26 protein-coding genes are annotated in these 25979 nt (G+C 73.9%); 15 read left to right on the plus strand and 11 right to left on the minus strand.

Features of this window, described 5'->3' with window-relative positions; genetic code table 11:
* From msuE to ABD249_RS04730, 6 genes are all read left to right on the plus strand, one after another.
* Complete coding sequence (gene msuE / locus ABD249_RS04705) at nucleotides 1-579, plus strand: FMN reductase (protein ID WP_344340912.1); 579 nt, start codon at nucleotides 1-3, stop codon at nucleotides 577-579.
* Nucleotides 580-638: 59 nt separating this feature from the next.
* Nucleotides 639-1691, plus strand: a complete 1053-nt coding sequence (locus ABD249_RS04710; protein ID WP_344340914.1) for a PIG-L family deacetylase — start codon at nucleotides 639-641, stop codon at nucleotides 1689-1691.
* Between the two features lie 89 nt (nucleotides 1692-1780).
* A complete protein-coding gene (fdxA, locus tag ABD249_RS04715; protein ID WP_344340916.1) occupies nucleotides 1781-2098 on the plus strand; it encodes a ferredoxin in 318 nt (105 codons plus the stop codon).
* 32 nt (nucleotides 2099-2130) lie between these two features.
* Nucleotides 2131-3231: a succinyldiaminopimelate transaminase gene (gene dapC / locus ABD249_RS04720; RefSeq protein ID WP_344340918.1), complete on the plus strand. Its 1101-nt coding sequence runs from the start codon at nucleotides 2131-2133 to the stop codon at nucleotides 3229-3231.
* 9 nt (nucleotides 3232-3240) lie between these two features.
* Nucleotides 3241-4530, plus strand: coding sequence for a citrate synthase (locus tag ABD249_RS04725; RefSeq protein WP_344340921.1), 1290 nt, complete (start codon nucleotides 3241-3243; stop codon nucleotides 4528-4530).
* Nucleotides 4531-4564: 34 nt separating this feature from the next.
* On the plus strand, nucleotides 4565-6013 hold the full coding sequence (locus ABD249_RS04730; RefSeq protein WP_344340923.1) for an NCS2 family permease: 1449 nt from the start codon (nucleotides 4565-4567) through the stop codon (nucleotides 6011-6013).
* A 45-nt stretch (nucleotides 6014-6058) separates the two neighbouring features.
* Here ABD249_RS04730 and ABD249_RS04735 read toward each other — a convergent pair whose 3' ends face one another.
* The 3 genes from ABD249_RS04735 to dapD form a co-directional block, all read right to left on the minus strand.
* Nucleotides 6059-7639 (minus strand): hypothetical protein, encoded by a 1581-nt coding sequence (locus tag ABD249_RS04735; protein ID WP_344340925.1) that lies wholly within the window; start codon nucleotides 7637-7639, stop codon nucleotides 6059-6061.
* Entirely contained in the window at nucleotides 7621-8382 is a 762-nt protein-coding gene (locus ABD249_RS04740) for an ABC transporter ATP-binding protein (protein ID WP_344340928.1), read from the minus strand. The genes ABD249_RS04735 and ABD249_RS04740 overlap by 19 nt, the downstream gene beginning before the upstream one ends.
* 68 nt (nucleotides 8383-8450) lie before the next feature.
* Entirely contained in the window at nucleotides 8451-9389 is a 939-nt protein-coding gene (gene dapD, locus ABD249_RS04745) for a 2,3,4,5-tetrahydropyridine-2,6-dicarboxylate N-succinyltransferase (protein WP_344340930.1), read from the minus strand.
* Between the two features lie 24 nt (nucleotides 9390-9413).
* On the opposite strand from dapD, the gene dapE reads away from it, so the two are divergent.
* The 3 genes from dapE to ABD249_RS04760 all read left to right on the plus strand — a co-directional run bounded on the left by dapE (nucleotide 9414) and on the right by ABD249_RS04760 (nucleotide 11946).
* Nucleotides 9414-10502, plus strand: coding sequence for a succinyl-diaminopimelate desuccinylase (dapE, locus tag ABD249_RS04750; RefSeq protein WP_344340932.1), 1089 nt, complete (start codon nucleotides 9414-9416; stop codon nucleotides 10500-10502).
* A gap of 23 nt (nucleotides 10503-10525) precedes the next feature.
* Nucleotides 10526-11695, plus strand: a complete 1170-nt coding sequence (locus tag ABD249_RS04755) for a hypothetical protein (RefSeq protein ID WP_344340935.1) — start codon at nucleotides 10526-10528, stop codon at nucleotides 11693-11695.
* A gap of 77 nt (nucleotides 11696-11772) precedes the next feature.
* Nucleotides 11773-11946: a DUF3117 domain-containing protein gene (locus tag ABD249_RS04760; RefSeq protein WP_144718937.1), complete on the plus strand. Its 174-nt coding sequence runs from the start codon at nucleotides 11773-11775 to the stop codon at nucleotides 11944-11946.
* A 61-nt stretch (nucleotides 11947-12007) separates the two neighbouring features.
* On the opposite strand, the gene ABD249_RS04765 is transcribed toward ABD249_RS04760, so the two are convergent.
* A complete protein-coding gene (locus tag ABD249_RS04765) occupies nucleotides 12008-12640 on the minus strand; it encodes an O-methyltransferase (protein WP_344340940.1) in 633 nt (210 codons plus the stop codon).
* 115 nt (nucleotides 12641-12755) lie between these two features.
* Here ABD249_RS04765 and ABD249_RS04770 point away from each other — a divergent pair, with 115 nt between their 5' ends.
* The 3 genes from ABD249_RS04770 (at nucleotide 12756) to ABD249_RS04780 (ending at nucleotide 16018) form a co-directional block, all read left to right on the plus strand.
* On the plus strand, nucleotides 12756-13163 hold the full coding sequence (locus ABD249_RS04770) for a twin-arginine translocase TatA/TatE family subunit (RefSeq protein ID WP_344342523.1): 408 nt from the start codon (nucleotides 12756-12758) through the stop codon (nucleotides 13161-13163).
* A gap of 84 nt (nucleotides 13164-13247) precedes the next feature.
* Nucleotides 13248-14603 carry an MFS transporter gene (locus ABD249_RS04775; protein ID WP_344340942.1) on the plus strand — a complete coding sequence of 452 codons (1356 nt, stop codon included), beginning with the start codon at nucleotides 13248-13250 and terminating at the stop codon, nucleotides 14601-14603.
* Nucleotides 14600-16018 (plus strand): pyridoxal phosphate-dependent decarboxylase family protein, encoded by a 1419-nt coding sequence (locus ABD249_RS04780; protein ID WP_344340945.1) that lies wholly within the window; start codon nucleotides 14600-14602, stop codon nucleotides 16016-16018. Before ABD249_RS04775 ends, ABD249_RS04780 begins: the two co-directional genes overlap by 4 nt.
* A gap of 72 nt (nucleotides 16019-16090) precedes the next feature.
* Here the strand turns inward: ABD249_RS04780 and ABD249_RS04785 are convergent, their stop codons facing one another.
* The 3 genes from ABD249_RS04785 to ABD249_RS04795 are packed head-to-tail and all read right to left on the minus strand — an operon-like array spanning nucleotide 16091 to nucleotide 18976.
* Nucleotides 16091-17173, minus strand: a complete 1083-nt coding sequence (locus tag ABD249_RS04785) for an Mrp/NBP35 family ATP-binding protein (protein WP_344340947.1) — start codon at nucleotides 17171-17173, stop codon at nucleotides 16091-16093.
* Nucleotides 17170-17751 (minus strand): DUF1003 domain-containing protein, encoded by a 582-nt coding sequence (locus tag ABD249_RS04790; RefSeq protein WP_425546283.1) that lies wholly within the window; start codon nucleotides 17749-17751, stop codon nucleotides 17170-17172. The genes ABD249_RS04785 and ABD249_RS04790 overlap by 4 nt, the downstream gene beginning before the upstream one ends.
* Nucleotides 17744-18976 (minus strand): magnesium transporter MgtE N-terminal domain-containing protein, encoded by a 1233-nt coding sequence (locus ABD249_RS04795; RefSeq protein WP_344340950.1) that lies wholly within the window; start codon nucleotides 18974-18976, stop codon nucleotides 17744-17746. The genes ABD249_RS04790 and ABD249_RS04795 overlap by 8 nt, the downstream gene beginning before the upstream one ends.
* 76 nt (nucleotides 18977-19052) lie before the next feature.
* Here ABD249_RS04795 and ABD249_RS04800 point away from each other — a divergent pair, with 76 nt between their 5' ends.
* A complete protein-coding gene (locus tag ABD249_RS04800; protein ID WP_344340952.1) occupies nucleotides 19053-19592 on the plus strand; it encodes a YflT domain-containing protein in 540 nt (179 codons plus the stop codon).
* Here ABD249_RS04800 and ABD249_RS04805 read toward each other — a convergent pair.
* Nucleotides 19537-20478 (minus strand): ArgP/LysG family DNA-binding transcriptional regulator, encoded by a 942-nt coding sequence (locus tag ABD249_RS04805; RefSeq protein ID WP_344340955.1) that lies wholly within the window; start codon nucleotides 20476-20478, stop codon nucleotides 19537-19539. The two genes, ABD249_RS04800 and ABD249_RS04805, sit on opposite strands and share 56 nt — an antisense overlap.
* An 85-nt stretch (nucleotides 20479-20563) precedes the next feature.
* On the opposite strand from ABD249_RS04805, the gene ABD249_RS04810 reads away from it, so the two are divergent.
* A complete protein-coding gene (locus ABD249_RS04810; RefSeq protein ID WP_344340960.1) occupies nucleotides 20564-21220 on the plus strand; it encodes a LysE/ArgO family amino acid transporter in 657 nt (218 codons plus the stop codon).
* Between the two features lie 16 nt (nucleotides 21221-21236).
* Here the strand turns inward: ABD249_RS04810 and ABD249_RS04815 are convergent, their stop codons facing one another.
* Entirely contained in the window at nucleotides 21237-22745 is a 1509-nt protein-coding gene (locus tag ABD249_RS04815) for an aminopeptidase P family protein (RefSeq protein WP_344340962.1), read from the minus strand.
* A gap of 47 nt (nucleotides 22746-22792) precedes the next feature.
* Here ABD249_RS04815 and ABD249_RS04820 point away from each other — a divergent pair, with 47 nt between their 5' ends.
* Complete coding sequence (locus tag ABD249_RS04820) at nucleotides 22793-23563, plus strand: esterase/lipase family protein (RefSeq protein ID WP_344340964.1); 771 nt, start codon at nucleotides 22793-22795, stop codon at nucleotides 23561-23563.
* Nucleotides 23564-23608: 45 nt separating this feature from the next.
* On the opposite strand, the gene ABD249_RS04825 is transcribed toward ABD249_RS04820, so the two are convergent.
* Together ABD249_RS04825 and ABD249_RS04830 are read right to left on the minus strand one after the other, a co-directional pair.
* Nucleotides 23609-25276 carry an FAD-binding oxidoreductase gene (locus tag ABD249_RS04825; protein WP_344340967.1) on the minus strand — a complete coding sequence of 556 codons (1668 nt, stop codon included), beginning with the start codon at nucleotides 25274-25276 and terminating at the stop codon, nucleotides 23609-23611.
* A complete protein-coding gene (locus ABD249_RS04830) occupies nucleotides 25273-25974 on the minus strand; it encodes a lysophospholipid acyltransferase family protein (RefSeq protein WP_344340969.1) in 702 nt (233 codons plus the stop codon). Before ABD249_RS04830 ends, ABD249_RS04825 begins: the two co-directional genes overlap by 4 nt.
* Nucleotides 25975-25979: the final 5 nt, after the last annotated feature.

The raw sequence follows: 25979 nt of genomic DNA on the forward strand, positions 1-25979 counted from the left end.
ATGAGCGAGATCCTCCATGCACCGCTGCGCGTCGTGGGCGTCAACGGCAGCCTGCAGACTCCGTCGAAGACCGGGGCGCTGCTCGACGCCGTGCTCGCGGCCATCGGCGACCGCGTCGACGCCGACGTGCGCCGCATCGACCTCGCGCCCATCGCGCCGGGGTTCGCCGGTGCCGTGGCACGCGACGAGCTGTCGTACGAGGTGGCCGAGGCGCTGTCGGCGGTCGAGGAGGCCGACGTGCTCGTCGTCGGCACGCCCGTCTACCGGGCGTCGTTCACGGGGCTCTTCAAGCACTTCTTCGACTTCGTCGAGCAGCGCGCGCTCGTCGACACGCCCGTGCTCCTCACCGCCACGGGCGGCAGCGAGCGCCACACCCTCGCGATCGAGCATCAGCTGCGGCCGCTGTTCGGCTTCTTCCAGGCGCTGACCCTGCCGACGGGGGTGTACGGCTCGTCGGGCGACTTCGCGGAGGGCAGGGTCGCGTCGCCGCGGCTGCTCGAGCGGATCGAGGCCGCCGTCGAGCGATCGCTGCCGTTCGTCGCGCACCGCTCGCGGGCGGCGGTGCCCGCCCGCTGGTAGTCGCGCCCGCGCCGGAGGCGGCGCACGTCGTGGGCGCTCGCGGATGCGAGGATGGTGCGATGGACCTCGGCGAGCACGTGCTCTTCGTGCACGCGCACCCCGACGACGAGACGCTCTCGACGGGCGCGGCGATCGCGACCGTCGCGCAGACGGGTGCCGCGGCGGTGCTCACGGTGACGCTGGGGGAGCGCGGCGAGGTCCGGCCGGAGCGCCGTGCGGCGCTCGAGGCGGCCGGCGGGGTCGCGGCGCTGCGCAGCGCCGAGCTCGACGGGGCCGTCGCCGCCCTCGGGGCGACGCGCGTCGAGCCCGCCGCGCGCTTCGAGGACTCGGGGATGGCGTGGGTCGACGGCGCCGCCGGCCCCGCCGCCGACGTCACGACGGCGGCGCTGACGTCGCAGTCGACGACCGACGTCGAGCTGCTCGTGCTCGACGTCGTGCAGCGGCTGCGCCCGAACGCGCTCGTCACGTACGACGAGGACGGCGGCTACGGGCATCCCGACCATCGCGTCGTGCACCGCGCGGTCGTCGCGATCGGGCGCGACCTCGGCATCCCCGTCTACGAGCGCGTCTCGGCCCCCGCCGACGTCGCGGTGCCGCTCGCGCCCGTCGCCGACCGCGTGCGCGCCGCGCTCGCGGCGCATGCGAGCCAGCTCGTCGTCGACGGCGACGACGTCGTGCACGTCGGCGGGCAGCGCGAGCCGATCGCGCAGGTCGAGCACTACCGCGCCGTACGCGCGTCGACGCCGATCGGCTGGGGCACGACGATCGTCGTCGGGCTCGTCGCCGTCGTCGTCGGGGTCGTCGGCACCTTCGCCTACCGCTCGGTCGAGCCGTGGGGCCTCGTGCTCGCCCTCGCCGCCGCCGTGGGCATCGTCGTCAGCCCGCGCCTGCTGGGGTCGCGCGCCGCGTCGATCGCGGCGGCCGTGGGCGTGCTGCTGCCCATCGGCCTCGTCGCGCTCGACCCGTTCCGCACGGCGGCGTCGGCCTCGCTGCTCGCCGCCGACCTCCCGGGCTGGCTGTGGGTGCTCGTGCCCGCCGCGGCCGCGCTCGTCGCCGTCGGCTGGCCGACGCGCGAGGGCGTCGCGCGCATCCGCGACGCCGCACGCGGCTGAGCCCGTCCACGTTCGCACCCGTCGGGCGCGGATGGTCCTCGGCGCGCATGCGTCGCAGGTAGGCTTGGAGCGATCGGAAGGACCCCCTCGTGACCTACGTGATCGCGCTCCCATGCGTCGACGTGAAGGACCGCGCCTGCGTCGACGAATGCCCCGTCGACTGCATCTACGAGGGCGAGCGGATGCTCTACATCCACCCCGACGAATGCGTCGACTGCGGGGCGTGCGAGCCCGTCTGCCCCGTCGAGGCCATCTACTACGAGGACGACGTCCCCGAGGAGTGGGCCGAGTACTACGACGTGAACGTGCAGTTCTTCCAGACGCACGGATCGCCCGGCGGCGCGGCGAAGGTCGGCGTCATCGCCGACGACCACGCGATCGTCCGCGCACTGCCGCCGCAGGCCTGACCCGCCTGTCGGCCATCGACGCGAGGAGCGCCGTGGACCAGCTGCCCGCCTTCCCCTGGGACTCCCTCGCCGACGCGAAGGCCACGGCCGCCGCGCATGCGGGTGGCATCGTCGACCTGTCGGTCGGCTCGCCCATCGACCCGACGCCGCGCATCCTGCAGGATGCGCTGGCTGCCGCGAGCGACGCGCCCACCTATCCGACGTGCTGGGGCACGCCCGCGCTGCGCGACGCGATCGTCGACTGGTTCGCGCGCGTGCGCGGCGTGCCCGGCCTCGGGCATGCGAACGTCATGCCGACCGTGGGGTCGAAGGAGACCGTCGCCGGCCTGCCGCTGTGGCTCGGCCTCGGCGCGGGCGACGTCGTCGTGCATCCGTCCGTCGCCTATCCCACGTACGACATCGGCGCGCGCGTCGCCGGCGCGACCCCCGTGCCCGCGGACGATCCCGACGACTGGCCGGAGGGCACGCGCCTCGTGTGGGTGAACTCCCCGTCGAACCCGACGGGTGACGTCGCCTCCGTCGAGACGCTGCGCCGCATCGTCGAGCGGGCGCGCGCGATCGGCGCGGTCGTCGCGAGCGACGAGTGCTACGCGCTGCTGCCGTGGGACGCCGACGAGGTGCCCTCGATCCTCGACCCGCGCGTCGCGGGCGGCAGCCGCGAGGGGCTGCTCGTCGTGCACTCGATGTCGAAGCAGTCGTCGATCGCGGGCTACCGCGCCGCGTTCCTCGCCGGCTGCGCGACGCTCGTCGGACGCGTCCTCGAGGTGCGCAAGCACATCGGTCTCATCCCGCCCGCGCCCGTGCAGCACGCGATGGCCGTCGGCCTGCCCGACGACGCCCACGTCGCCGAGCAGCGCGAGCGCTACCGCGCCCGGCGCGCCGTGCTGCGCCGCGCGCTCGAGGCCGCGGGCTTCGACGTGCGCGGCGCCGCGGGCCTCTACCTGTGGGCGACGGACGGCCGCGGCGCGCGCGAGCAGGTCGCCGACCTCGCCGCGCACGGCATCCTCGTGGCCCCCGGGGACTTCTACGGCGACGACCGTCGCGTGCGCGTCGCGCTCACCGCATCCGACGAGCGCATCGCCGAGGCGGCGACGAGGCTCGCCGGTTACCGACCGCTCCGGCGCACGACATAGGGTGGTCTGGTGACCCACGCTGACGAGACGCCCAGGACGGCGACCCTGACGGTCGATGGTCGCACGATCGAGCTGCCGATCCTCGCCTCCACGGATGGCCGGTCCAGCATCGACGTGTCGAAGCTGATGCGCGAGACCGACCACACCACCCTCGACTACGGATTCGTGAACACCGCCGCCACGCGCAGCGCCATCACGTACATCGACGGCGACGCGGGCATCCTGCGCTACCGCGGCTATCCGATCGAGGAGCTCGCGGAGCAGAAGTCGTTCCTCGACGTCGCCTACCTCCTCATCTACGGCGAGCTGCCGACCGCCGACCAGCTCGGCGAGTTCGACACCCGCATCCGCAGGCACACGCTGCTGCACGAGGACCTGCGCCGCTTCTTCGACTCGCTGCCCCGCAACGCGCACCCGATGAGCGCCCTGTCGAGCGCCGTCTCCGCCCTCTCCACGTACTACGCGGACGACCACGACCCGCACGACCCGGCGCGCGTCGAGCTCCAGACCATCCGCCTGCTCGCGAAGCTGCCCGTCATCGCGGCGTACGCGCACAAGAAGTCCATCGGCCAGGCGTTCCTCTACCCCGACAACAAGCTGTCGTTCACCGAGAACTACCTGCAGCTGAACTTCGGCCTCATGGCGGAGCAGTACGAGCTGAACCCCGTCATGGTGAAGGCGCTCGAGCGCCTCCTCATCCTGCACGCCGACCACGAGCAGAACGCCTCGACGTCGACCGTGCGCCTCGTCGGCTCGACCGAGGCGAACCTGTTCGCGTCGGTCTCCGCGGGCATCCACGCGCTCTCCGGTCCGCTGCACGGCGGCGCGAACGAGGCCGTGCTGTCGATGCTCCGCGGCATCCAGGAGTCGGGCGAGGGCGTGCAGCGCTTCGTCGAGCGCGTGAAGCGCAAGGAGCAGGGCGTGCGCCTCATGGGCTTCGGCCACCGGGTGTACAAGAACTACGACCCGCGCGCGAAGCTCGTGAAGTCGTCGGCCGACGAGGTCCTCGAGGCGCTCGGCGTCTCCGACCCGCTGCTCGACATCGCGAAGGAGCTCGAGCAGGTCGCGCTCGAGGACGAGTACTTCATCGAGCGCAAGCTGTACCCGAACGTCGACTTCTACACGGGCGTCATCTACAAGGCGATGGGCTTCCCGGAGCGCATGTTCACCGTGCTCTTCGCCATCGGTCGCCTGCCCGGCTGGATCGCGCACTGGCGCGAGATGGTCGACGACCCGCAGACGAAGATCGGTCGCCCGCAGCAGCTGTACGTCGGACCCTCCGAGCGCCACATCCAGTAGCCGCGATCGCGGCAGCCCCAGGGAGCGAGAGACCATGGCACGCACCGCGATCGCATCGAGGCTCGACGGCTGGTTCCACATCCGCGAGCGCGGGTCGACGATCCCGCAGGAGGTCCGCGGCGGCCTCGTGACGTTCTTCGCGATGGCGTACATCATCGTGCTGAACCCGCTCATCATCGGCGGCTTCTCGCCGGATCAGGCGGCGACGGACGTCGAGGGCGGCTGGCTCCAGAACGGTCAGGTCGCGGCCGTCACGGCCCTCGTCGGCGGGCTCATGACCATCGCGATGGGCGTCGTCGCGAACGTGCCGTTCGGCCTCGCCGCCGGCCTCGGCATCAACTCGTTCCTCGCGTTCTCGCTCGTGGGCGAGCTCACGTGGCCGGAGGCGATGGGTCTCGTCGTCGTGAACGGCGTGCTCATCGTGCTGCTGAGCGTCACGGGGCTGCGGCGACGCATCTTCGAGGCCATCCCGGGCGAGCTGAAGAGCGCGATCGCCGTCGGCGTCGGCCTCTTCATCGCCTTCATCGGCTTCGTCGACTCGGGGTTCGTGCGCGCGACGGGCAGCGCGTCGCCGCCGCTGCAGCTCGGCGAGGGCGGCTCGATCGTGTCGCTGCCGACGGGCGTGTTCCTGCTGGGGGTCGTGCTCATGGGCATCCTCGTCGCCCGCAGGGTGCGCGGCGCGCTGCTCATCGGCATCGTCGCGACGACGGTCGTCGCGATCGTGCTCGAGTCGATCCTCCAGGTCGGTCCGTCGCTCGGCCAGGACCCGAACGCGTGGAACCTCAACGCGCCCGCGCTGCCCGGCTCGCTCGTCGCGCTGCCGGACCTGTCGCTCGTGGGTCGGGTCGACCCGTTCGGCGCCTTCGCGCGCATCGGACCGGTCGCGGCGTCGATGCTCGTCTTCACCCTCTTCTTCCTGAACTTCTTCGACGCCATGGGATCGATGACGGGACTGGCGAAGCAGGCCGGCCTCGCCGCGAAGGACGGGACGTTCCCCGGCCTCAAGCGCGCGCTCATCGTCGAGGGCGTCGGCGCCGTCGCGGGCGGTGGCGCGAGCGCATCGTCGAACACGGTGTTCATCGACTCGGCGGCCGGCATCGGCGAGGGCGCCCGCACGGGCCTCGCGTCCGTCGTCACGGGCGTGCTGTTCCTCGCGGCGATGTTCCTGACGCCGCTGACGCAGGTCGTGCCGCTCGAGGTGGCCGCGGCGACCCTCGTGATCGTCGGGGCGCTCATGATGAGCCAGATCCGCGAGATCGACTTCACGGAGTTCCGCGTCGCGCTGCCGGCGTTCCTCACGATCGTCGTCATGCCGCTCACCTACAACATCGCGAACGGCATCGGCATCGGCTTCATCGCCTGGGTGCTCGTGCACGCCGTCTCGGGGCGCGCGCGCACGATCAGCCCGCTGCTGTGGATCGTCGCGGGGCTCTTCGTCGTGTTCTTCGTCCGCGGGCCCATCGAGGCGCTGCTCGGCCTCTGACGCGCGCCGGGCGGTCGCCGACGGCGACCGCCCGGGCTGCGAGGCTCAGTCGTCGCTCGAGACCGCGGCGAGCACCTCGGGCCAGGCGCGATCGAGGCGGTCGCCGCCGATGCGGATGCCGAGCCACACGGCGAGCGCGCCGATGCCGAGGCCGACGGGCAGGGCGAGCCAGCCGAGCCACGGCATCCACACGACGCCGAGGATCGCGAGCGCGACGGCGGGCGCGGAGGCGACGATGGCGACGGGCGCCATGATGGCGAGCGCGACGAGCGACTGCGCACCGCCCGACGAGCCACGCCCGAACGGGCCGTCCTCGGGTGCGGGCGCACGACCGGGCAGGAACGCGCCGACCGCGGATCCGGTGCCCGCGGCGACGAGCGCGGCGCCGAGCGCTGCGCCGAGCCCGGCGGGCAGCAGCGCCCAGCCGCCCGTGAACGCGGCCACGAGCACGCTCGCGAGCACGATCATCGGGAGGATGACGATGCCGGCGCCGAGCAGCCGACCGGCGCGATCGGCCCTGCCGGAGACGCCGGAGAGCACGTGGAGGGCCAGCGCGTCCTTGTCGTAGGCGAGCGAGAGCTGGGCGATCTGCAGCACCATGAGCGCCATCACGAGCGGCAGGAAGGTCGCGAAGCGCGCATCGAGGCCGCCGGAGACGAGCTGCGTGCCGACGAGGATGAGCGGCAGCACGAGCGTCGCGATGGCGTTGAGCAGGTGGCGGGGGTCGCGGCGCTGGAACCGCACGCCGCGGGCGGCGATCGCGCCGACGGGCGTCGCGGGCAGCAGCCGGTCGACGATGCCGCCGGAGTGCACGCTGCCGCCGCCGGACGCCTGCACGGGGGAGACGAGCCGCGCGGCGAGCTGCGCGCCCCACGCCCACCACAGCATCGCGACGGTGCCGAGCGCGACGACGAGGCGGATGCCCGCCGCGAGCCAGTCGCCCGTCGCGACCGCCGCCGGCACGCCCGCCGTGGCGCCGAGCGGCGTCCAGGCGAGCACGGCCGAGACGGTCTCGAGCACGGCCTGCACCGAGGAGGAGGTCGCGACCGCCTGCACGCCGAGGTTGAGGACGAGCCCGGACGAGATGAGCAGCAGCATGAGCACGACGGCCGTGAGGTCGCGCGAGCGGCGGGACGCGAGCGTGCGGGCGAGCGCGCCGGAGACGACGCGGGCGCCGAGCACGCACGTGAGCAGCGTCACGGGCAGCATGACGACGGCGGCGACGAGCGCGGGGATCGATGCGCTCCAGGCGATGAGCAGGAGGGCGAGGGAGAGGGCGGTGGAGATGCCGCCGACGCCCAGGAGCTGCGCGAGCGCGAGGCCGGGCAGCAGGCGCCCGGCGCGCACGGGCAGCAGCGCGAACCGCTCGGGGGCGAGCGACTCGTCGGCGCTCGTGAGGATGGCGCCGACCGCCCAGCCGAGCACCGCGACGCTCGTGACGAGCACGAGGACGAGCGGCACGAGCTGCGGCGCGCCCACGCGGAGCCCGACGGCGCCCACGCCGACGAGCCCGAGCACCCAGAACGCGCCGAGCACGCCGAAGATCAGGCCGACGACGTGCCAGCGGCTGCGCGTGAGCGAGCGACCGAGCTGCCGCAGCCGGAGCCCTACGAGGAGCGCAGCCATGCGAGCGTCCCCTCTCCGAGCTCGTGGACGCCGACGAGCTGCAGGAAGCGCTGCTGCAGCGACGAGCCCGCGCGCACCTCGTCGAGCGTGCCGTCGGCGAGGATCCGCCCCTCGGCGACGATCGCGACGCGGTCGCACAGCGACTCGACGAGCTCCATGACGTGGCTCGAGAGCACGACGGTGCCGCCGGAGGCGACGAAGCCGCGCAGGATCGAGCGGATCGCCTCGCCCGAGACGGGGTCGACGGCCTCGAAGGGCTCGTCGAGCACGAGCAGGCGCGGGGCGTGGATGAGCGCGCACGCGAGGCCGATCTTCTTGCGCATGCCCGCGGAGTAGTCGACGACGAGCGTCGTGGACGCCTCGGCGAGGCCGAGGGCCGCGAGCAGCTCGCCGGCGCGGGAGGTGACGTCGGCCTCCGCCATGCCGCGCAGCAGCCCCGTGTAGCGCAGCAGCTCGGCGCCGGTGAGGCGATCGAACATGCGCACGCCGTCGGGCAGCACGCCCATGCGCGCCTTGGCGGCGGCGGGGTCGGCCCACACGTCGACGCCGAGCACCGTCGTGGTGCCGGCGTCGGGCCGCAGGAGGCCCGTGGCCATCGAGAGCGTCGTCGTCTTGCCTGCGCCGTTCGGGCCGAGGAGGCCGAGCATCGATCCGGCGGGCACGTCGAGCGACAGGTCGCCGACGGCCACCTTCTGGCCGAAGCGCTTGTGCAGCGATCGGAGGGAGAGCACGGGAGCGGTCATGCCTCCATCCCACCAGGGCGGCCTGGATGCGGCATCCGTCCGGCGGGGGAGACCGCGCGGAGGACCCGCTAGTGCAGCGCGGCGTTGAGGGCGACGCCCGCCCCGGCGCGCGGCAGCACCTCGACGGCGCCCGTGACGGAGTTGCGGCGGAACAGCAGCCCCGCGACGCCCGAGAGCCGGGATGCCTTGACCTGCTCGCCCGGCGCCGACGACCCCTGCGCGAGCACCGTGACCTTCGTGCCGGCGGTGACGTAGAGGCCGGCCTCGACGATGCAGTCGTCGCCGATCGAGATGCCGACGCCCGCGTTGGCGCCCAGCAGCACGCGCTCGCCGATCGTGATGCGCTCGGTGCCTCCGCCCGAGAGCGTGCCCATGATGGAGGCGCCCCCGCCGACGTCGGACCCGTCGCCGACGACGACGCCCTGCGAGATGCGGCCCTCGACCATGGACGCGCCGAGGGTGCCGGCGTTGTAGTTGACGAAGCCCTCGTGCATGACGACCGTGCCGGCCGCGAGGTGCGCGCCGAGCCGGACGCGGGACGCGTCGCCGATGCGCACGCCCTCGGGCAGCACGTAGTCGGTCATGCGCGGGAAGCGGTCGACGAGCTGCACCTGCACGCCCGCGGCGCGCAGCGCCGGCATCGCCGCGCGCGCGTGCTCGGGGGTCGTCGGCCCGTGCGTCGTCCAGGCGACGACCGGCAGGAGGCCGAAGACGCCGTCGAGCACGATGGCGTTGGGCTGCACGAGCCGATGGCTCAGCAGGTGCAGGCGCAGGTGCACGTCGAGGGCGTCGACGGGGGTGGCGTCGAGGTCGATCTCGGCGTGCACGACGCGGCGCTCGATGCCGAGCGCCGGCACGGCGTGCGCGTGCTCGTCGAGCGCCCGCGCGGCGAGCCAGCGCGCGTCGCCCTCGGGTGCGGCCCCGAGCCGCGGCTCCGGGAACCACGCGTCGAGGAGCTGGTCGTCGGCGAACGACGCGAGGGCATGACCGTGGGCGAGGCGAACCATGCGTCCCAGCCTAGGCTGGGAGCCATGGCTGTCCCCCCGCTCGACCTCTCCGCATCCGCCGTGGACCTCACCCGGCAGCTGCTCGACATCCCCTCCGTCTCCGACGACGAGGGGCCGCTCGCCGACGCGATCGAGGCCGCGATGCGCGACGTGCCCCATCTGCACGTCACGCGCGTCGGCGACACGGTCGTCGCCCGCACCGAGCTCGGCCGCGATCGCCGCGTCGTCATCGCCGGGCACATCGACACCGTGCCCATCAACGGCAACGTGCCCTCGCGGCTCGAGACCGTCGGCGCCGTCGAGCACCTGTGGGGCCGCGGCGCCGTCGACATGAAGGCGGGCGTCGCCGTCCAGCTGCTGCTCGCGACGCAGCTCGCCGAGCCCATCGTCGACGTGACGTGGATCTGGTACGACCACGAGGAGGTGGGTGAGGACCAGAACGGCCTGCGCCGCCTCGCCGACGAGCGTGGCGACCTCATGCAGGGCGACTTCGCGATCCTCGGCGAGCCGTCGAACGGGCACATCGAGGGCGGCTGCAACGGCACGCTCCGCGCCGAGGTGCGCACGCGCGGCGTCCGCGCCCACTCCGCGCGCTCCTGGGTGGGCCACAACGCCATCCACGACGCCGCGCAGGTGCTGCAGACGCTGCAGGAGTACCGCGCACGCGACGTGGAGGTGGAGGGTCTCGTCTACCGCGAGGGCCTCAACGCCGTCGGCATCGCCGGCGGCGTCGCCGGCAACGTCATCCCCGACGAGTGCCGCGTGCAGGTCAACTACCGCTTCGCCCCCTCGCGCACGGTCGCCGAGGCCATCGACCACGTCACCGAGCTGTTCGACGGCTTCGACGTCGAGGTGCTCGACGCGGCCGAGGGTGCGCGCCCGGGCCTCGACGCCGCGCTCGCCCGCGAGTTCGTGGAGGCCGTCGGCGTCGAGCCGCGCCCGAAGTACGGCTGGACCGACGTCGCGCGCTTCTGGAGCCTCGGCATCCCCGCCGTCAACTACGGCCCCGGCGACCCGCTCAAGGCGCACGCCGACGACGAGCGCGTCGCGCTGCACCAGATCGTCGACGTCGAGCGGGGCCTGCGGGCCTGGCTCACCGGCGCCTCCGCCTGACGCGCGCGTCGCGAGGCGCAGCCGTGCAGCGGACGTGGGGGCGCCTGCCGTGGTGGGCGCACGCCCTCGCGATCTGGGCGGCGAGCCGCGTCGTGTCGACGGCGCTGCTCGCGGCGTTCGCGGCCGCCCAGCCCGCGAGCCCGTACACGGGGGCGTCGCCGTCGCTCGTCGACTTCTCGACGATGTGGGACGCGCGCTGGTACGAGCACGTCGCCACGCACGGCTACCCCGACGAGCTGCCGAGGGACGCGACGGGCGCGGTCGACGACAACGCCTGGGCGTTCATGCCCGTCTTCCCGATGCTCGTGCGCGCCCTCGTGCGCCTCGGCCTCGACGGGGAGGTCGCGGCGCTCGCGATCGCATGGGTCGCGTCGGGGGCGCTCGCGGTGCTCGCGATGCGGCTGCTGCGCGAGACGATCCCGCGGCACGCGGCGTTCGCCCTCGCGCTCGCGCTGCTCGGACCGCTCTCGCCGCTGCTGCAGGTCGGCTACGCCGAGTCGCTGCATCTCGCGCTCCTCGTGGGCGCGCTCCTCGCGCTGCGGCACGGCCGGTGGGCGATGCTCGCCGCGCTCGTGCCGCTCGTCGCGTTCTCCCGGCCCTCCGGGCTCGCCCTCGCCCTCGCGCTCGGCATCGTCTGGGCGGCCCGATGGTGGCAGCGTGCGCGGACGCCGTGGGCGCGGCGCGACCGCATCGCGCTCGCGGCGCTCGCGGCATGGGCGCTCGCGTGCGGCCTCGCCTGGCCCGCGTACGCCGCGTGGCGCACGGGCGAGCCGGGCGCGTACGTCGCGACCGAGCTCCGCTGGCGCGCGCCGTACGTGGGGGAGTCGGGCCTCGTGCCGGGGATGGGCTGGGTCGCAGGCGCGCAGTGGTGGCTCGGCGGCGCGGGGCTGACGCTGCTCGTGCTCGTCGTCGGCGGGCTCGCATGGCTGCTCGCGCAGCGGGCGACGCGCGTGGCGATGGGCCTCGAGTCCTGGGCGTGGACGATCGCGTACCTGCTCTACCTGCTCGCGGTCTGGTTCCCGCAGTCCTCCACCGCGCGCATCCTCATGCCGGCCGCGGGCCTCGTCGCGGTCGTCGCCGTGCTGCCCGGGCGCTGGTGGCGTCCCCTCGCGCTCGTCATGGGGGCGTGCGGGCAGGTCGCGTGGCTGTGGGCGTGCTGGCGGGTCGAGGGCGTCGATTGGACGATTCCCTGAGGATCGCGTCGCGAACCCAGGGTTCGCTGCCTGGGACATGGGATACTGGGGGTCTGGGAACGAGAGGGGAACCCCTGATGGCTGCGATGAAGCCTCGCACTGGTGACGGTCCGCTGGAGGCAGTGAGGGAAGGACGGCTCATCGTCGTGCGCGTCCCCCTCGAGGGCGGCGGCCGACTGGTCGTGTCCGTGAACGACGCAGAGGCAGCCGAGCTGCACGCCGCGCTGAGCGGCGTCGTCGTCTCGGCCTGACGCGTCCGACACGACGAAGGGCGGGCCCGCGGGCCCGCCCTTCGTCATGTCGCGAGGTCGCTCACGGCTCCGGCAGGCGCGTCACGTGCAGCAGGCCGTCGCCCGCGGGGCTCAGCGCCATCGCGACGGCGTCGCTCGTGCTGAGCTCCGACAGCAGCGCACGGGCGTCGGCGACGGCATCGCCGCGCTGCGCGGGGTCGGCGACGCGGCCGCCGAGGAGCGCGTGCGTCACGAGCACCGTGCCGCCGACGCGCACGAGGCGCAGGGCGTGCTCGACGTGCTCGATGCGGTCTGCCGGGTCGGCGTCGACGAGCACGACGTCGTAGCTCGCCTCGTTCATGCGGGGGAGGACCTCGCCGGCCGAGCCGGTGATGAGGCGCACCTTGGCCGGACCGAAGCCCGCGCGCGTGAACGCGCCGCGGGCGTGGCTGTGGTGGTCGAGCTCGGTGTCGATCGAGGTGAGCGTCGCCCCGGGCGCGCCGCGCAGGAGCCAGAGGCCGCTGACGCCCGTCCCCGTGCCGATCTCGAGGATCGACGTCGCGTGGAGCGTCGCGGTCGTGAGCGCGAGCAGCGCCCCGACCGATGGCTCGATCGTCGTCACGCCGAGCTCGTCGGCGGCATCGCGCGCTCCAGCGACGATGTCGTCCTCGATCGCGAGCCCGTCGATGTACTTCGACGTCAATGCAGTCTCCACGGCGCCTCCCTCGGCAGAGGCTAGCCGCGTGGTGCACGCTGGGAGTCGCGCCGCGCCGCACGCGCCGCGCGCACGCCGTAGGCTGATGCATGTCGAGAGGAGGCGCCGGGTGACGATCCTCGGGTTGACCCTCGACAAGCTCATCGTGATCGGCGTCATCGCCGCGATCATCCTCGGGCCCGAGCGGCTGCCGGCGGCCGCCGAGCGTCTCGCGGGCCTCGTGCGCAGCCTCCGCGACCTCGCGAACGGCGCGAAGGACCGCATGCGCGAGGAGATGGGCCCCGAGTTCGACGACGTCGACTGGCGCAAGCTCGACCCGCGCCAGTACGACCCGCGACGCATCGTGCGCGAGGCGCTGCAGGACGACGCGTCCGCGGCGCCCGCGCCCGGATCCGCGGCGGCTGCAGCCGCGACGGTGGCCGCGACGGCGGCGGCCGGGCGGTCGGCGAGCCGCCCGCGTCGGCGCGTCGAGCCGCGCGATCCGCTCGTCGACGGCGCGCCGTTCGACGCAGAGGCCACCTGATCGCGACAGCCGCTCGACGCGTGATCGTCGGACGAGACGGATGTCTCGTGACGATGTCTCAGTTCTTGCCGTAGGCTCGGTCGCATGTCCGCTGCCCGCATCCCTCGCGCCACGGTCTGGCGGTATGCGATCGGCTCGCTGGGCACCGGCGGCTTCAGCACGCTGCCGGGGCTCGTGCTCCTGTACTTCATGACCGACACGCTCGGCATCGCCGCGCTGTGGGCCGGCCTCGTCATCGGCGCCGTCAAGGTGTGGGACATCCTCGCCGACCCGGTGATCGGGGCGCTCTCCGACGACGACGACGCGCGCACGGGCTCCCGCAGGCGCTGGCTGCTCGCGGGCGCGATCGCGCTGCCGGTGCTGTTCGTCGTCACGTTCGCCGTGCCCGTCGGGCTCTCGCCCGTCGCCGCCGCCATCTGGGTGGGCATCGCCTTCTTCGGCGCCGCGACGGCCTTCAGCGTCTTCCAGGTGCCGTACATGGCGCTGCCCGCGTCGATCTCGCACGACTACGACGAGCGCACGCGGCTGCTCACGGCGCGCGTCATCGTCCTCACGATCGCGATCCTCGCCTTCGGCGGCGGCGGTCCCGCGCTCCGCAGCCTCGGCGGCGACGACCACTCGGGCTACCTCCTCATGGGCATCGCGTGCGCGATCCTGCTCGCGATCGGCGGCCTCGTCGCCGTGACGAGCGCCCCGAGGCACGCCCCGCGCGCCGTCGAGCGCCGCTCGATCGCCGCGATCTACCGCGAGACCTACGACGTGCTCGCGCACGGACCGAGCCTGCGCGCCCTCGTCGTGCCGTTCTTCCTGCAGGCCGTCGCGACGGGCCTCATGCTCGCGGGCGGCCAGTACGTCGCGACGTACCTGCTGCGCGACGAGGACGCCATCACCTTCCTCTTCGTCGCGCTCATCGCGCCCGCGATCATCGCGGCGCCCGGCTGGCAGTGGCTGTCGGGACGCACGTCGAAGCGCTTCGCGTTCCAGCTCGCGTCGATCGTGTTCATCGTCGGCGGCGTCCTGCTCGTCCCGGCGCTCATGACGCCCGACGCGTGGGTGTACGCGCCCGTCGCGCTCGCGGGACTCGGCTACGCCGGCATGCAGTCGCTGCCCATGGCGATGCTGCCGGACGCCATGGCGAACGACCGCAGGCGCACGGGCGTCGACCGCTCGGGCGTCATCGGCGGCGTGTGGACGGCGATGGAGACGACGGGCTTCGCGATCGGCGGCATCGTCATGGCGCTGCTGCTCTCGGCCTCCGGCTACGTCGAGAGCGTCGGCGGCACCGACCAGCCCGAGCAGGTGCTCGTCGCGATCGCCATCGCCTTCAGCGTCGTCCCCGCCGGCATCGCCCTCGTCTCGCTGCTCCCGCTGCGCGGCTACCGACTCACACGCGCCGTCGTCGACGCCGACGTGCACCCCCAGCAGGAGACGTCCCGATGACCTTCGCCATCCAGCCCGACGAGGTCCTCGCGCGCCTGCGCACGCTGCGCGCCGAGCGCGACGCCCCCACGAAGGGCGGGCGCGTCCTGTCGTACGTCTACGACCCGGGCGTCCCCGAGCTGCACCACCTGGTCGAGGAGGCGGCGCTCGAGGTGCTGCACCTCAACGGCCTCGACCCGTTCGTCTACGGCTCGCTCGCCGTCGTCGAGCGCGAGATCGGCCAGACGATGCGCTCGCTGCTGCACGGCGACGACGACGTCGTCTCCACGTGCACGTCCGGCGGCACGGAGTCGGTGATCCTCGCCGTGCTCGCCGCGCGCGAGGCGAACCCCGGGCGGACGCGCATCGTGGCCCCCACGACCCGCCACCCCGCCTTCGCGAAGGCCGCCCACCTCCTGGGCATGCGGCTCGACGTCGTGCCCGTGACGGCCGACGGCGTCGCGGACGTCGACGCGTTCGTCGCCGCCCTGGACGACGACGTCGCCCTCGCCGTCGTCTCGGCCCCGAGCTACCCGCACGGCGTCGTCGACCCCATCGAGGCGATCGCCGCCGCCTGCGCCGAGCGCGGCATCGACGTGCACGTCGACGCGTGCTTCGGCGGCATGGTGCTGCCCTTCCTGCCGGACGTCCCCGCATGGGACCTCGCCGTCCCCGGCGTCACGTCGATCTCGGCCGACCTGCACAAGTACGGGTACGGCCCGAAGGGCGCGTCGGTGCTGCTGCAGCGCGGGCAGGACCGCCAGCGCGGCATGATGTTCGCCGACGCCGACTGGCCGGGCTACCCCGTCGCGACGTCGACGCTGCTCGGCTCGCGACAGGCCGCGGGCCTCGTCGCGGCGTGGGCCGTGCTGCAGTCGCTCGGCACCGTCGGCTTCGGCGAGCTGCAGGGACGATGCGCGAGCATCGCCGCCGCGATCCGCGCGACGGTCGAGGGCATCGACGGCCTGCGGGTCATCGGCGAGCCCGTGGGCGTCGCCATCGCGATCGCGGCGGATGCGACGTCCGACTCGCCCGTCGATCCGCTGCGGCTCGGCGACGCCCTCGTCGCCCGCGGCTTCCTCGCGCAGGCGCAGCCGGGCCTGCAGCAGGTCGGCGGCCCCGCGCTGCCGACGACGCTGCACCTCACCGTGACGCCCGCGCTGCACGCGCACCTCGACGAGCTGCTCGCAGCCCTCGTGTCCACGGCGGAGTCGGTGCGCGGCGTGCCGGCGGCGACGGGGGAGGCCGCGGCGCCGCTGCAGGCGCTCGAGGGCACGACGCTCGACGCGGCGACCGCGGGCGCGATCCTCGCGCAGCTCGGCGTCGAGCAGCTCGGCACCGACCGCGCCGAGCTCATCGCCGTCATCGAGGCGACGCCGCGCACCGTCGTCCACCGCCTGCTCGTCGAGCTGCTCGCGCGCGAGCTCGGCGACTGAGGCCGGCGGCGGCGCGCCGCGCCGTCCGACCCGCGCCGCGCCGTCCGACCCGCGCCGCGCCGTCCGGCCCGCTCAGCGGGTCGTGAAGGGCAGCGAGCGCCCTGCGAGGCCCAGGCCGCCGCGGAGCCGCTGCGCGAGCGCTGCGATGGCCATGGCCGCCGGGTCCTGAGGATGCGCGACGACGACGGGCGTGCCCGCGTCGCCGTCCTCGCGCAGCGCCATCGACAGCGGCACGCTCGACAGCAGCGGCACGTCGAGGCGCGCGGCGGCCTCGGCGCCGCCGCCCGAGCCGAAGAGCTCGAGCACCGTGCCGTCGGCCTGTGCGAGCCCCGCCATGTTCTCGACGACCCCGGCGACGCGCTGGCCCGTCTGCCGCGCGACCTCGGCGGAGCGCTCGGCGACGTCCGCCGCGGCGCGCTGCGGCGTCGTCACGACGATGACCTCGGCGTGCGGCAGCAGCTGGCCGAGCGAGATCGCGACGTCGCCCGTGCCCGGCGGCATGTCGACCAGGAGCACGTCGAGGTCGCCCCACCACACGTCGGTGAGGAACTGCTGCAGCGTGCGGTGCAGCATGGGACCGCGCCACGACACGGCGCGATTGCCCTCGACGAGCATGCCGATCGAGACCACGAGCACGCCGTGCGCGCTCGGCGGCATCATGAGGTCTCCGACGCGCGTGGGCACGTCGTCGACGCCGAGGATGCCGGGGATCGAGTAGCCGTGCACGTCGGCGTCGACGAGCCCGACCTTGAGGCCGTCGGCGGCGAGCGCGACGGCGAGGTTGGCGGTGAGCGTCGACTTGCCGACGCCGCCCTTGCCGCTCGTGATCGCGAGGATGCGGGTGAGGGAGTCCGGGCCGAAGGCCATCGTGCGCCGTCCGCGCAGCCGCTCCACGAGCGCCTGGCGCTCGGAGGGCGTCATGACGCCGACCTCGACCTCGACGGCGTCGACGCCCGCGACGGATGCGACGGCGGTGCGCACGTCGGCCTCGATGCGGTCGGCGGCGGGGCAGCCGACGATCGTGAGCCGCAGGTCGACGTGCGCGGTGCCCGCCTCGAGCACGACGTCGCCGATCATGTCGAGCTCGGTGACGGGCCTGCGGATCTCGGGGTCGATCACCGTCGCGAGCGCCGCCCGGATGGCCTCGACGCTCACGGTCGTCGGCGGTCCGCCGCCGCATCGGCCGCCGCGTCCGCGGCGTCCGCGGCCGCGTCCGCCGCGTCGTGGGCCTCCGCCCGGCGCTGATCCTCGATGTCGTCGAGGAGGCTGCGCAGCTCGGCGCGGATGAAGTCCTTCGTCGCCATGTCCTTGATCGCGAGGCGCAGCGCCACGACCTCGCGCGCGAGGTACTCGGTGTCGTTGAGGTTGCGCTCGGCGCGCACGCGATCCTGCTCGATCTGCACGCGGTCGCGGTCGTCCTGGCGATTCTGCGCCAGCAGGATCATGGGCGCGGCGTACGAGGCCTGCAGCGACAGCGCGAGCGTCAGGAGCGGGAAGCCCTGGTCCTGCGGGTCGAACTGCGAGTCGTGCGGCGCGATCGAGTTGTACCCGAGCCACAGGCCGACGAAGATCGTCATGCCGATGAGGAACCACGGCGTGCCCATGCCGCGCGCGAGCGCCTCGCTGAAGCCGCCGAAGCGGTCCTTCGACTGGCGACCGCCGCGGCGCAGCCTGCGGCCGGATCCCTTGGGCGTCGCGAGGCGGTCCTGGCGCTCGTCGCGACGCTCAGCCACGACGGACCTCGCCGTCGCGGCTGCGCCAGTCGTCCGGGAGGATGTGGTCGAGCACGTCGTCGACCGTCACGACGCCCACGAGCCGCGACGTCGCGTCGACGACGGGCACCGAGACGAGGTTGTACGTCGCCATGATGCGCGTGAGCTCCGCGGCCGTCGCGTCGACGCGCACGGGCTCGAGCGCGGGGTCGAGCAACGTGCCGAGCCGCTCGTTCGGCGGGTAGCGCAGCAGCCGCTGGAAGTGCACGACGCCGAGGAAGGCGCCGGTCGGCGGCTCGTACGGCGGCAGCGTCACGAACACGGCCGCGGCGAGCGCCGGCGCGATCTCGTGCTTGCGGATGGTGGCGAGCGCCTCGGCGACCGTCGCGTCGGAGGCGAGGATCACCGGCTCGGTGGTCATGAGCCCGCCCGCGGTGTCCTGCCCGTACGCGAGCAGCATGCGGACGTCCTCGGCCTCCTCGGGCTCCATGAGGTCGAGGAGGGCCTCGCCCCGCTCGAACGGCAGCTGCGCGATGAGGTCGGCGGCGTCGTCGGGCTGCATCTGGTCGAGCACCTCGGCGGCGCGGTCGTCGCCGAGCGCGTCGAGGATCGAGACCTGGTCGTCCTCCGACATCTCCTCGAGCACGTCGGCGAGGCGATCGTTCGGCAGGTCGCCCGCGACCTCGAGCATGCGCTGCGAGGGGAGGTCGAGCAGCGCGGTCGCGGCGTCGGCGGCGGGGAGGTCCTGCAGCTGGGCGAGGATGTGGTCGGACTCCTGCTCGCCCTCGTCGTCGTGGCGGACGTCCATCCAGCCGGCGAGCGTCGTCGGTCCCTTGCCGAACGGCGACGTGCGGGGCTTGCGGAGGAAGACCTGGTCGACCGTCCACTCGCCGCCGGGCGACTCGACGATCGAGAGGTCCTCGAGGCGCGCCTCGACGCCGTCGCGCAGCGTGACGCCGCGACCGAGCACCTCGGCGAGCACGAGCTGCTCGCCGCCGCGCTGCTCGAAGCGGCGCAGGTTGATGAGGCCGGTCGTGATGAGCTGGCCGCCGCCGATCGACATGACGCGGCCGATCGACAGGAAGACGCGGCGCTTGCCCGTGACCTCGACGACGAAGCCGACGATGCGCGGGGGGCCGGCCTCGCGCGGCACCATGACGACGTCGCGGACCCTGCCGACCTTGTCGCCCTGGGGGTCGAAGACGGGACAGCCCGCGAGCCGTGCGACGAACGCCTTGCTGCTCACGGTGCAACGCTACCCGTGGGCTTCGCGGGCCGCGAACGCCCCACGCGGGCGCGATGCGACGTGGGACGATGGATGCGTGAGCATCCTCCAGCCCTCCGACCGCGGCGAGCAGCGTCTGCCCGACGGCGTCGTCGTGGCCTCGTACCCCACGTACGCCGAGGCGCAGGCGGCGATCAACACGGTCTCGGAGTCCGACACCGACATCCGCGGGCTCGCGATCGTCGGCAACGACCTCAAGCTCGTCGAGCGCGTCATGGGCAGGCTCACGTGGGGCAAGGTCGCGCTCACGGGCCTCATGCGCGGCCTCTCGTTCGGCGTCTTCTTCGCGCTCGCCATCTACCTGCTCATGCCCGAGTCGCTGCAGTCGGCGCTCATCCTGCCGCTGCTGGGCGCCGCGATCGGCATCCTGCTCGCGATCGTCACGCACGCGATGACGCGCAAGCGCCGCGAGTTCTCGAGCGTGCAGCAGGTCATGGCGAGCCGCTACGACATCGTGGCGCCGCGGGAGATCGCCGGGCGAGCGATGCACGTCCTCGGGCAGCGCGACGCGCCCGCGCCGGTCACGGCGCCGGCTGCGGCCCCCGTGGCGCCGACCCCCGAGACGCCGCAGGCCTGACGCGTCGCGCGGCGATCGGCACGATGTCGGTCGCGTCGGCGGCGGCGGCGACCACGGCGTCGGTCATGGCGTCGAGCAGTGTCGAGGCGAGATTCCACCGCTGCCAGTGCAGCGGCACGTCGATCGGGTCGCCGTCGAGCACGACGAAGACGGCGTCGTCGAGCTGCGACGGCAGCAGCAGTCCCCAGCCGAGCCCGAGCTCGATCGCGCGTCGGAACTCCGCCGACGCAGAGACGAGGTGCCGCGGCGGCGAGCCGACGACGCCGCGCGCGGCGAGGTGGCGACCCTGCAGCACGTCGGAGTCGTCGAAGTCGACGTACGGCGCGAGGGCGAGCTCGTCGGCGGTGCCGCCGAGCGGCAGCCAGCGCTCGGCGAACGCACGGCTCGCCGCCGCGACGTAGCGCATGCCGCCGATGGGGGAGGAGACGCAGCCGGGCACGGGGTCGGCCTGCGACGTGACGGCGCCCATGACCGTGCCCGACTCGAGCAGCGCCGCCGTGCGCTCCTGGTCCTCCCGGTGCAGCTCGACGACGACGTCGTGGGCGCTCGCGACCGCGGCGACGGCGGGCAGGAACCAGCCCGCGAGCGAGTCGGCGTTGACGCCCAGCCGCATGACGGCCGTGCCCTGCTCGGCGCCGAGCTCGGCGAGCGCCTCGTGCTCGAGGAGCGCGACCTGCCTGCCGAGGCGGAGGAGCACGGTGCCGTCGGGCGTCGGCCGCACGGGACGCGTGCGGGTGAGCACGACGCGGCCGAGCTGGCGCTCGAGGGCCCGGATGCGCTGGCTCACGGCGGAGGGCGTGAGGGCGAGCGCGTGCGCGGCGCCATCGAGCGTGCCGGCGTCGACGGCGGCGACGAGGGTGCGCAGCAGGTCCCGGGGCAGCTCCATGCCTCGCACGCTACCTGAAGCGCTGCTTCCGGTGCTGCAGGATCATGCGCTGGATCTGCAGGTCCATCGGCCGTAGCGTCATGACGTGCTCTCCCTCGCCGCCTTCCTCGCCGGACTCGCCATCTGCCTCGGCCTCATCATCTCGATCGGCGCGCAGAACTCGTACGTCCTGCGCCAGGGCATCCGCCGCGAGCACGTCGGCGCCATCGTCATCGCGTGCATCGCGAGCGAGGTCGTGCTGCAGACCGCCGGCGTCGTGGGCGTCGGGGCGCTCGTCACCCACGTGCCGTGGCTCGACGGCGTCGCACGCTGGGCGGGGGCGATCTTCCTCGTCGGCTACGCGGCCGTCTGCGCCCGACGCGCATGGCGGGGCGGCGGCTCGCTCGCCGAGGCCCCCGCCGATGCGAGCGACGCCGCGTCGGGCGCGCCCGCGGGCGTCGCGGTGCGGCAGCGCACGTCGCGGCGCACCGCCGTGCTGACGATCCTCGCCCTCACCTGGCTCAACCCGCACGCGCTCATCGAGACGACGCTCGTGATGGGCTCGATCGCCGCGACGCACGGCGATGCGCGGTGGTCGTTCCTCGTCGGCGGCCTCCTGGCCTCGGCGATCTGGTTCGTCGGCTTCGGCTACGGCGCCAGGTACCTCGCGCCGATCATGCGCACCGAGCGCGCGTGGCGCATCCTCGACGCCGGCATCGCCGTCGTCATGCTCGGCATCGCCGTCGCCCTCGTCGCGCTCTGACGCGGCCCCGCGTCGGTCAGCGTGCGTCGCCCGCGAGCGACGCCATCCACGCCTCGACCTCGTCGACCGTGCGGGGGATGCCGGCCGACAGGTTGCGCACGCCGTCTGCGGTGACGACGACGTCGTCCTCGATCCGCACGCCGATGCCGCGCAGCTCCTCGGGCACTGTGAGGTCGTCGGGCTGGAAGTAGAGGCCGGGCTCGATCGTGAAGACCATCCCCTCCTCGACGATGCCGTCGTGGTAGAGCTCCCGGCGCGCCTGCGCGCAGTCGTGGACGTCGAGGCCGAGGTGGTGGCTCGTGCCGTGCACCATCCAGCGGCGGTGCAGCTGGTTCTCGGGCTGCAGCGACTCCTCGGCGGTCATCGGCAGCAGGCCCCACTCGGCCGTGCGGCGCGCGATGACCTCCATGGCGGCGGCATGGATCTCCTTGAACACGATGCCGGGGCGCGCGATCGCGAAGGCCGCGTCCGCCGCCTCGAGCACCGCCTCGTAGACCTTCCGCTGCACGGGTGAGAACGTGCCCGAGATGGGCAGGGTGCGCGTGATGTCGGCGGTGTAGAGGCTGTCGACCTCGACGCCGGCGTCGAGCAGGATGAGGTCGCCGTCGCGCACGGCGCCGTCGTTGCGCGTCCAGTGCAGGATGCACGCGTGCGAGCCCGACGCGGCGATCGTGTCGTAGCCGACGGCGTTGCCGTCGATGCGCGCGCGGCGGTGGAAGGTGCCCTCGACGACGCGCTCGCCGCGCGGGTGGGCGCGTGCGGCGGACAGGTCGCGGATGACGTCCTCGAAGCCGTCCTGCGTCGCGTCGACGGCGCGCTGCAGCTCGTCGACCTCCCACGCCGACTTCACGAGCCGCAGCTCGGCGAGGTCGCGACCGGCGACGTCGACGCCCTCGGCCGACACGTTGGCGCGCTCGCCGAGGCGGGCGACGATCGCGGGGTCGCCCTCGGTCGTCACGAGCACCGGCACCGAGGCGTCGTCGAGCACGGCGCCCACGTCGGCGAGGTCGCGCGTGGCGAGGCCGAGGTCGGCCGCGACGTGGGCGAGCGAGGGCCGCGCGCCGATCCAGAACTCGCCGATCTCGGCGTTCGCGAAGAACTCGGTCGTGTCGCGCCCGGCGGGCTGACGGAAGTACAGCGTCGCCTCGTGCGCGTCGCCGCGCGGCTCGAGCACGAGCACGGCGTCGGGCTCGGCGTCGGCGCCCCAGCCGGTGAGGATCGCGAAGTCGGGGGCGGCCCGGTAGGCGTAGTCGGTGTCGTTCGAGCGCTGCTTGCGCGGCCCGGCGGGCACGACGATGCGGGTGCCGGGGTGCAGCGCGGACAGGGCGGCGCGGCGCGCGGCCGCCTCGGATGCCGCGGCGCGCGGTGCGGGCAGCACCTCCTCGCGCTCGGCCCAGCCCTGCTGCACGTGCTCGACGAAGCGGCTCGACGTCGGCGTCGTCGACCGTCCGGCGTTGCGCTGCGCGGCCGCAGCCGCCTCCTCGTGCTCGGTGCCTGCCTCCGCGTGCGTCTGCGTCTCGCTCATGCCCCCATCCTCCCATCGCGTGCCCGGCTCGCGAATAGGATCGTCGCGTGCCGGACGGGGAGCCTCGGGGGAGCGCGGGCGCACGGCTCGGCGGCGCGCTCGGGCGCGTGCTCGCCCGCGCGGTCACGTGGGGCCGCGACTACGTCGAGGCGACCCGCGGCCAGCTGCGCGCCCTCGCCCGCCGCGCGCTGCCGTTCGACGTGCCCGCTCCCGCCGGCGGCGTCACGGTCGTGCTGCTGCCGGGCGTGTGGGAGTCGTCCGGCTACCTCGAGCCCCTCGCGCGCCGCCTCGCCGCGCGCGGGCTCGGCGTGCTCGCCGTGCCGTCGCTCGGCTACAACCTCGCGCCGTTCGTCGACGCCGCGCCGCTCGTGCGCGCCGCGATCGACGACCTCGTCGGCGACGTCGTGCTCGTCGGGCACTCGAAGGGCGGGCTGACCGGCAAGCGCGTCCTCGTCGACTGGGCGCGGGACGCCATCGAGGGCACGGCGCCGGGGGACGTGCGCCTCGTCGGGCTCGTGACGATCGCGACGCCGTTCGCCGGCTCCTCGCGCGCGAGGCTCGTGCCGTGGTGGCGCTCCCTCGCCGAGCTGCGCGACGGCTCGCCCGCCCTCGTCGCCCTCGCGGCCGAGACCGCCGCGAACGCGCGCATCGTCGAGCTCGTGCCCTCGTGGGATCCGCACGTGCCCGCGTCGGCGCCGCTGCCGGGCTCCCAGGTCGTGCACCTGCGCGCGGCAGGGCACTTCACGAGCGTCGCGGCGCGCGAGACGCTCGAGCAGGTCGTCGCGGCGATCGCGCGCCTGCGCGCCAGGACGCCCTGACCGCGGCAGCGCCGGCACGACCGAGGGCCGTGCCGGCGCGCGACCTCAGTCGGCGACGATCGCGCCGGGGTTGAGGATGCGCTGCGGGTCGCTCGCGGCGAAGAGGCCGCGCATGATGCGCACGCCCTCGGTCGAGATGTCCTGCTCGAGCCACGGGGCGTGCTCGAAGCCGACGCCGTGGTGGTGCGACACCGCGCCGCCGTGGTCGACGAAGGACTGCTGGATGGCGCCCTTCACGGCCTCGTACTCGGCGATCTCGTCGCCGCCGGCGACCCACGCGAACGTGAAGTACAGGCACGCGCCCACGTGGTACGAGTGCGACAGGTGGCACATGATCCAGCCGGGCTGGCCGATCGACTCGTATGCGGCGTTCGCGGAGGCGACGGTCGCGTCGTACAGCTCGAGCAGGCGCGACCAGGGCGCGACCGTCTCGGACACGTCCGCGACGGCGCCGCGGTCGAGCAGGAAGTCGCGCAGGTACGGGGTGTCGAACTTCTTCTGGTCGTAGAGCACGCCGGGGCCCGTGCCGACGCCCATGCCGCCGTACTGCTTGACGATGCGCTCGACGCCGGCGCGCTGCCTGCGCACGTGCGACGGCGAGCCCTCGTAGCCGATGAACGACATGCAGATCTCGTCGAGGTCCCAGCCCTTCGAGCGCATGAGGCGGGGGAGGACCTCCTCGGCGAGGATGCGCGAGGTGCCGGTGCGCGTCTTGCTCGTCGACATCGAGAACGCCGTCTCGCGCGCGTCGGACACGCGCGTGATCGACGGGGCGGCGTCGGAGGCGGCGATCGCCTGCATCGCCCCGAGGGCGACGGCCCAGCGGGGGAAGAAGTACGCGTGGATGACGCGCTCCTCGGGCGTGCGGTGCACCTGCACCGACACCTCGGTGATGATGCCGAGGCGCCCCTCGGAGCCGAGGATCATCTCGCGCACGCTCGGACCGGTCGAGGCGTTGGGCATCGCGCGGATCACGAGGGCGCCGTCGGGACGCACGACGCGCATGCCGCGGGCGATCTCGGCGATGTCGCCGTACTTGTCGGACTGCATGCCGCTCGAGCGCGTCGCGACCCAGCCGCCGAGCGTCGAGTGGGTGAACGAGTCGGGGAAGTGCCCGAGCGTCCAGCCCTTCGCGTTCAGCTGCGCCTCGAGGTCGGGGCCGAGGGCGCCCGCCTGGATGCGCGCGATCTGCGAGGGCTCGTCGATGTCGAGCAGCAGGCGCATGCGGCCGAGGTCGACCGAGACGATCGGGCGCGTCTCGGTGGGCGTCGGCTCGAGGCTGCCGGCGATGTTCGAGCCGCCGCCGAACGGGATGAGCACGGCGTCGGCGGCCACGGCGACCTCGACGATGCGCTGCACGTCGGCCTCGTCGCCGGGGTAGGCGACGACGTCGGGGATGCGCGGCAGGATGCCGGCGCGCACGCGGATGAGGTCGCGGATCGACTTGCCGTACGTGTGGACGACGCGGTCGAGGTCGTCGACGACGACGTGCTCCTCGCCGATCGCGCCGCGCAGCTCGCCGAGCAGCGCGTCGGGCGCCTGCGAGGCGGGGACGTCGAGCGCGTCGAACGACGGCGTGTCGACGGCGTCGGCGGCGTGCAGGTCGAGCCCCACGGCCTTCTGGACGAAGGGGGCGAACGCGGGCTTGTCCTCGTGGTGGAAGGCGACGCCCTCGCGGCCCCATCCCCACCACTTCATGTGCTCGACGGTCATGCCTGGAGCTCCCTCGGGTCGGGGCCGCCGTGGGCGGCCAGCAGTCTGACGACCTCGGCGCGCACGCGCGTCGTGAGGTCCCGGGCGTTCTCGCCCTCGTTCGGTGCGATCGCGTCGCCGAAGACGACGGTCACGGGCAGTCGCCCAGGCTTCGGCCACGAGGTGCCTCGCGGATGGGCGTCGTGCGCGCCGATGATGGCGACGGGCAGGATCGGCACGCCCAGGTTCGTCGCGAGCGCCGCGGATCCGGGGCGGAAGTCGGCCATCCGTCCGGTCTTCGAGCGCGTGCCCTCGGGGAACAGCAGCACGGGGATGCCGCGCTCGAGCAGGCTCTTCGCGGAGACGACCTGCTTGCGCCTGCCGGAGCGCTGCACGGGGAAGGCGTTGAAGAACAGCGCCGTGAGGCCGCGTCGCCACCACACGTCGAAGAAGTAGTCGGCGGCGGCGCCGATCGCGAGCGTCTTCGCGATCCGCCACGGCAGGGCCGAGAGGATCACGGGCGCGTCGAGGTGGCTCGAGTGGTTCGCGACGAGGATGAAGGGCTTCCCCTCGAGGGCGGCCGCACGCTGCTCGTCGACCACGCGGAGGGTGACGGTCGCGTGGACGGCGGACTTCAACAGGCCGCGCTGCGCGCCGAAGCGAGCGACCTCATGCGCCTTCGAGTCGAAGCGGTCGCGGTGCTGCCTGGCGTCTGCCACCAGGA

Source organism: Agrococcus versicolor, assembly GCF_039531815.1.
Taxonomy (GTDB): Bacteria; Actinomycetota; Actinomycetes; order Actinomycetales; family Microbacteriaceae; genus Agrococcus; species Agrococcus versicolor.

Bases quoted from the DNA above. Each gene is read 5' to 3' on its own strand.
- ABD249_RS04815 (WP_344340962.1), bottom strand. From the start codon at position 22,745: ATGAGCGAGACGCAGACGCACGCGGAGGCAGGCACCGAGCACGAGGAG.
- ABD249_RS04735 (WP_344340925.1), bottom strand. From the start codon at position 7,639: ATGGCTGCGCTCCTCGTAGGGCTCCGGCTGCGGCAGCTCGGTCGCTCG.
- ABD249_RS04775 (WP_344340942.1), top strand. From the start codon at position 13,248: ATGTCCGCTGCCCGCATCCCTCGCGCCACGGTCTGGCGGTATGCGATC.
- ABD249_RS04805 (WP_344340955.1), bottom strand. From the start codon at position 20,478: ATGGAGCTGCCCCGGGACCTGCTGCGCACCCTCGTCGCCGCCGTCGAC.
- ABD249_RS04740 (WP_344340928.1), bottom strand. From the start codon at position 8,382: ATGACCGCTCCCGTGCTCTCCCTCCGATCGCTGCACAAGCGCTTCGGC.
- dapD (WP_344340930.1), bottom strand. From the start codon at position 9,389: ATGGTTCGCCTCGCCCACGGTCATGCCCTCGCGTCGTTCGCCGACGAC.
- ABD249_RS04825 (WP_344340967.1), bottom strand. From the start codon at position 25,276: ATGACCGTCGAGCACATGAAGTGGTGGGGATGGGGCCGCGAGGGCGTC.
- dapE (WP_344340932.1), top strand. From the start codon at position 9,414: ATGGCTGTCCCCCCGCTCGACCTCTCCGCATCCGCCGTGGACCTCACC.
- ABD249_RS04760 (WP_144718937.1), top strand. From the start codon at position 11,773: ATGGCTGCGATGAAGCCTCGCACTGGTGACGGTCCGCTGGAGGCAGTG.
- ABD249_RS04710 (WP_344340914.1), top strand. From the start codon at position 639: ATGGACCTCGGCGAGCACGTGCTCTTCGTGCACGCGCACCCCGACGAC.
- ABD249_RS04780 (WP_344340945.1), top strand. From the start codon at position 14,600: ATGACCTTCGCCATCCAGCCCGACGAGGTCCTCGCGCGCCTGCGCACG.
- ABD249_RS04730 (WP_344340923.1), top strand. From the start codon at position 4,565: ATGGCACGCACCGCGATCGCATCGAGGCTCGACGGCTGGTTCCACATC.
- msuE (WP_344340912.1), top strand. From the start codon at position 1: ATGAGCGAGATCCTCCATGCACCGCTGCGCGTCGTGGGCGTCAACGGC.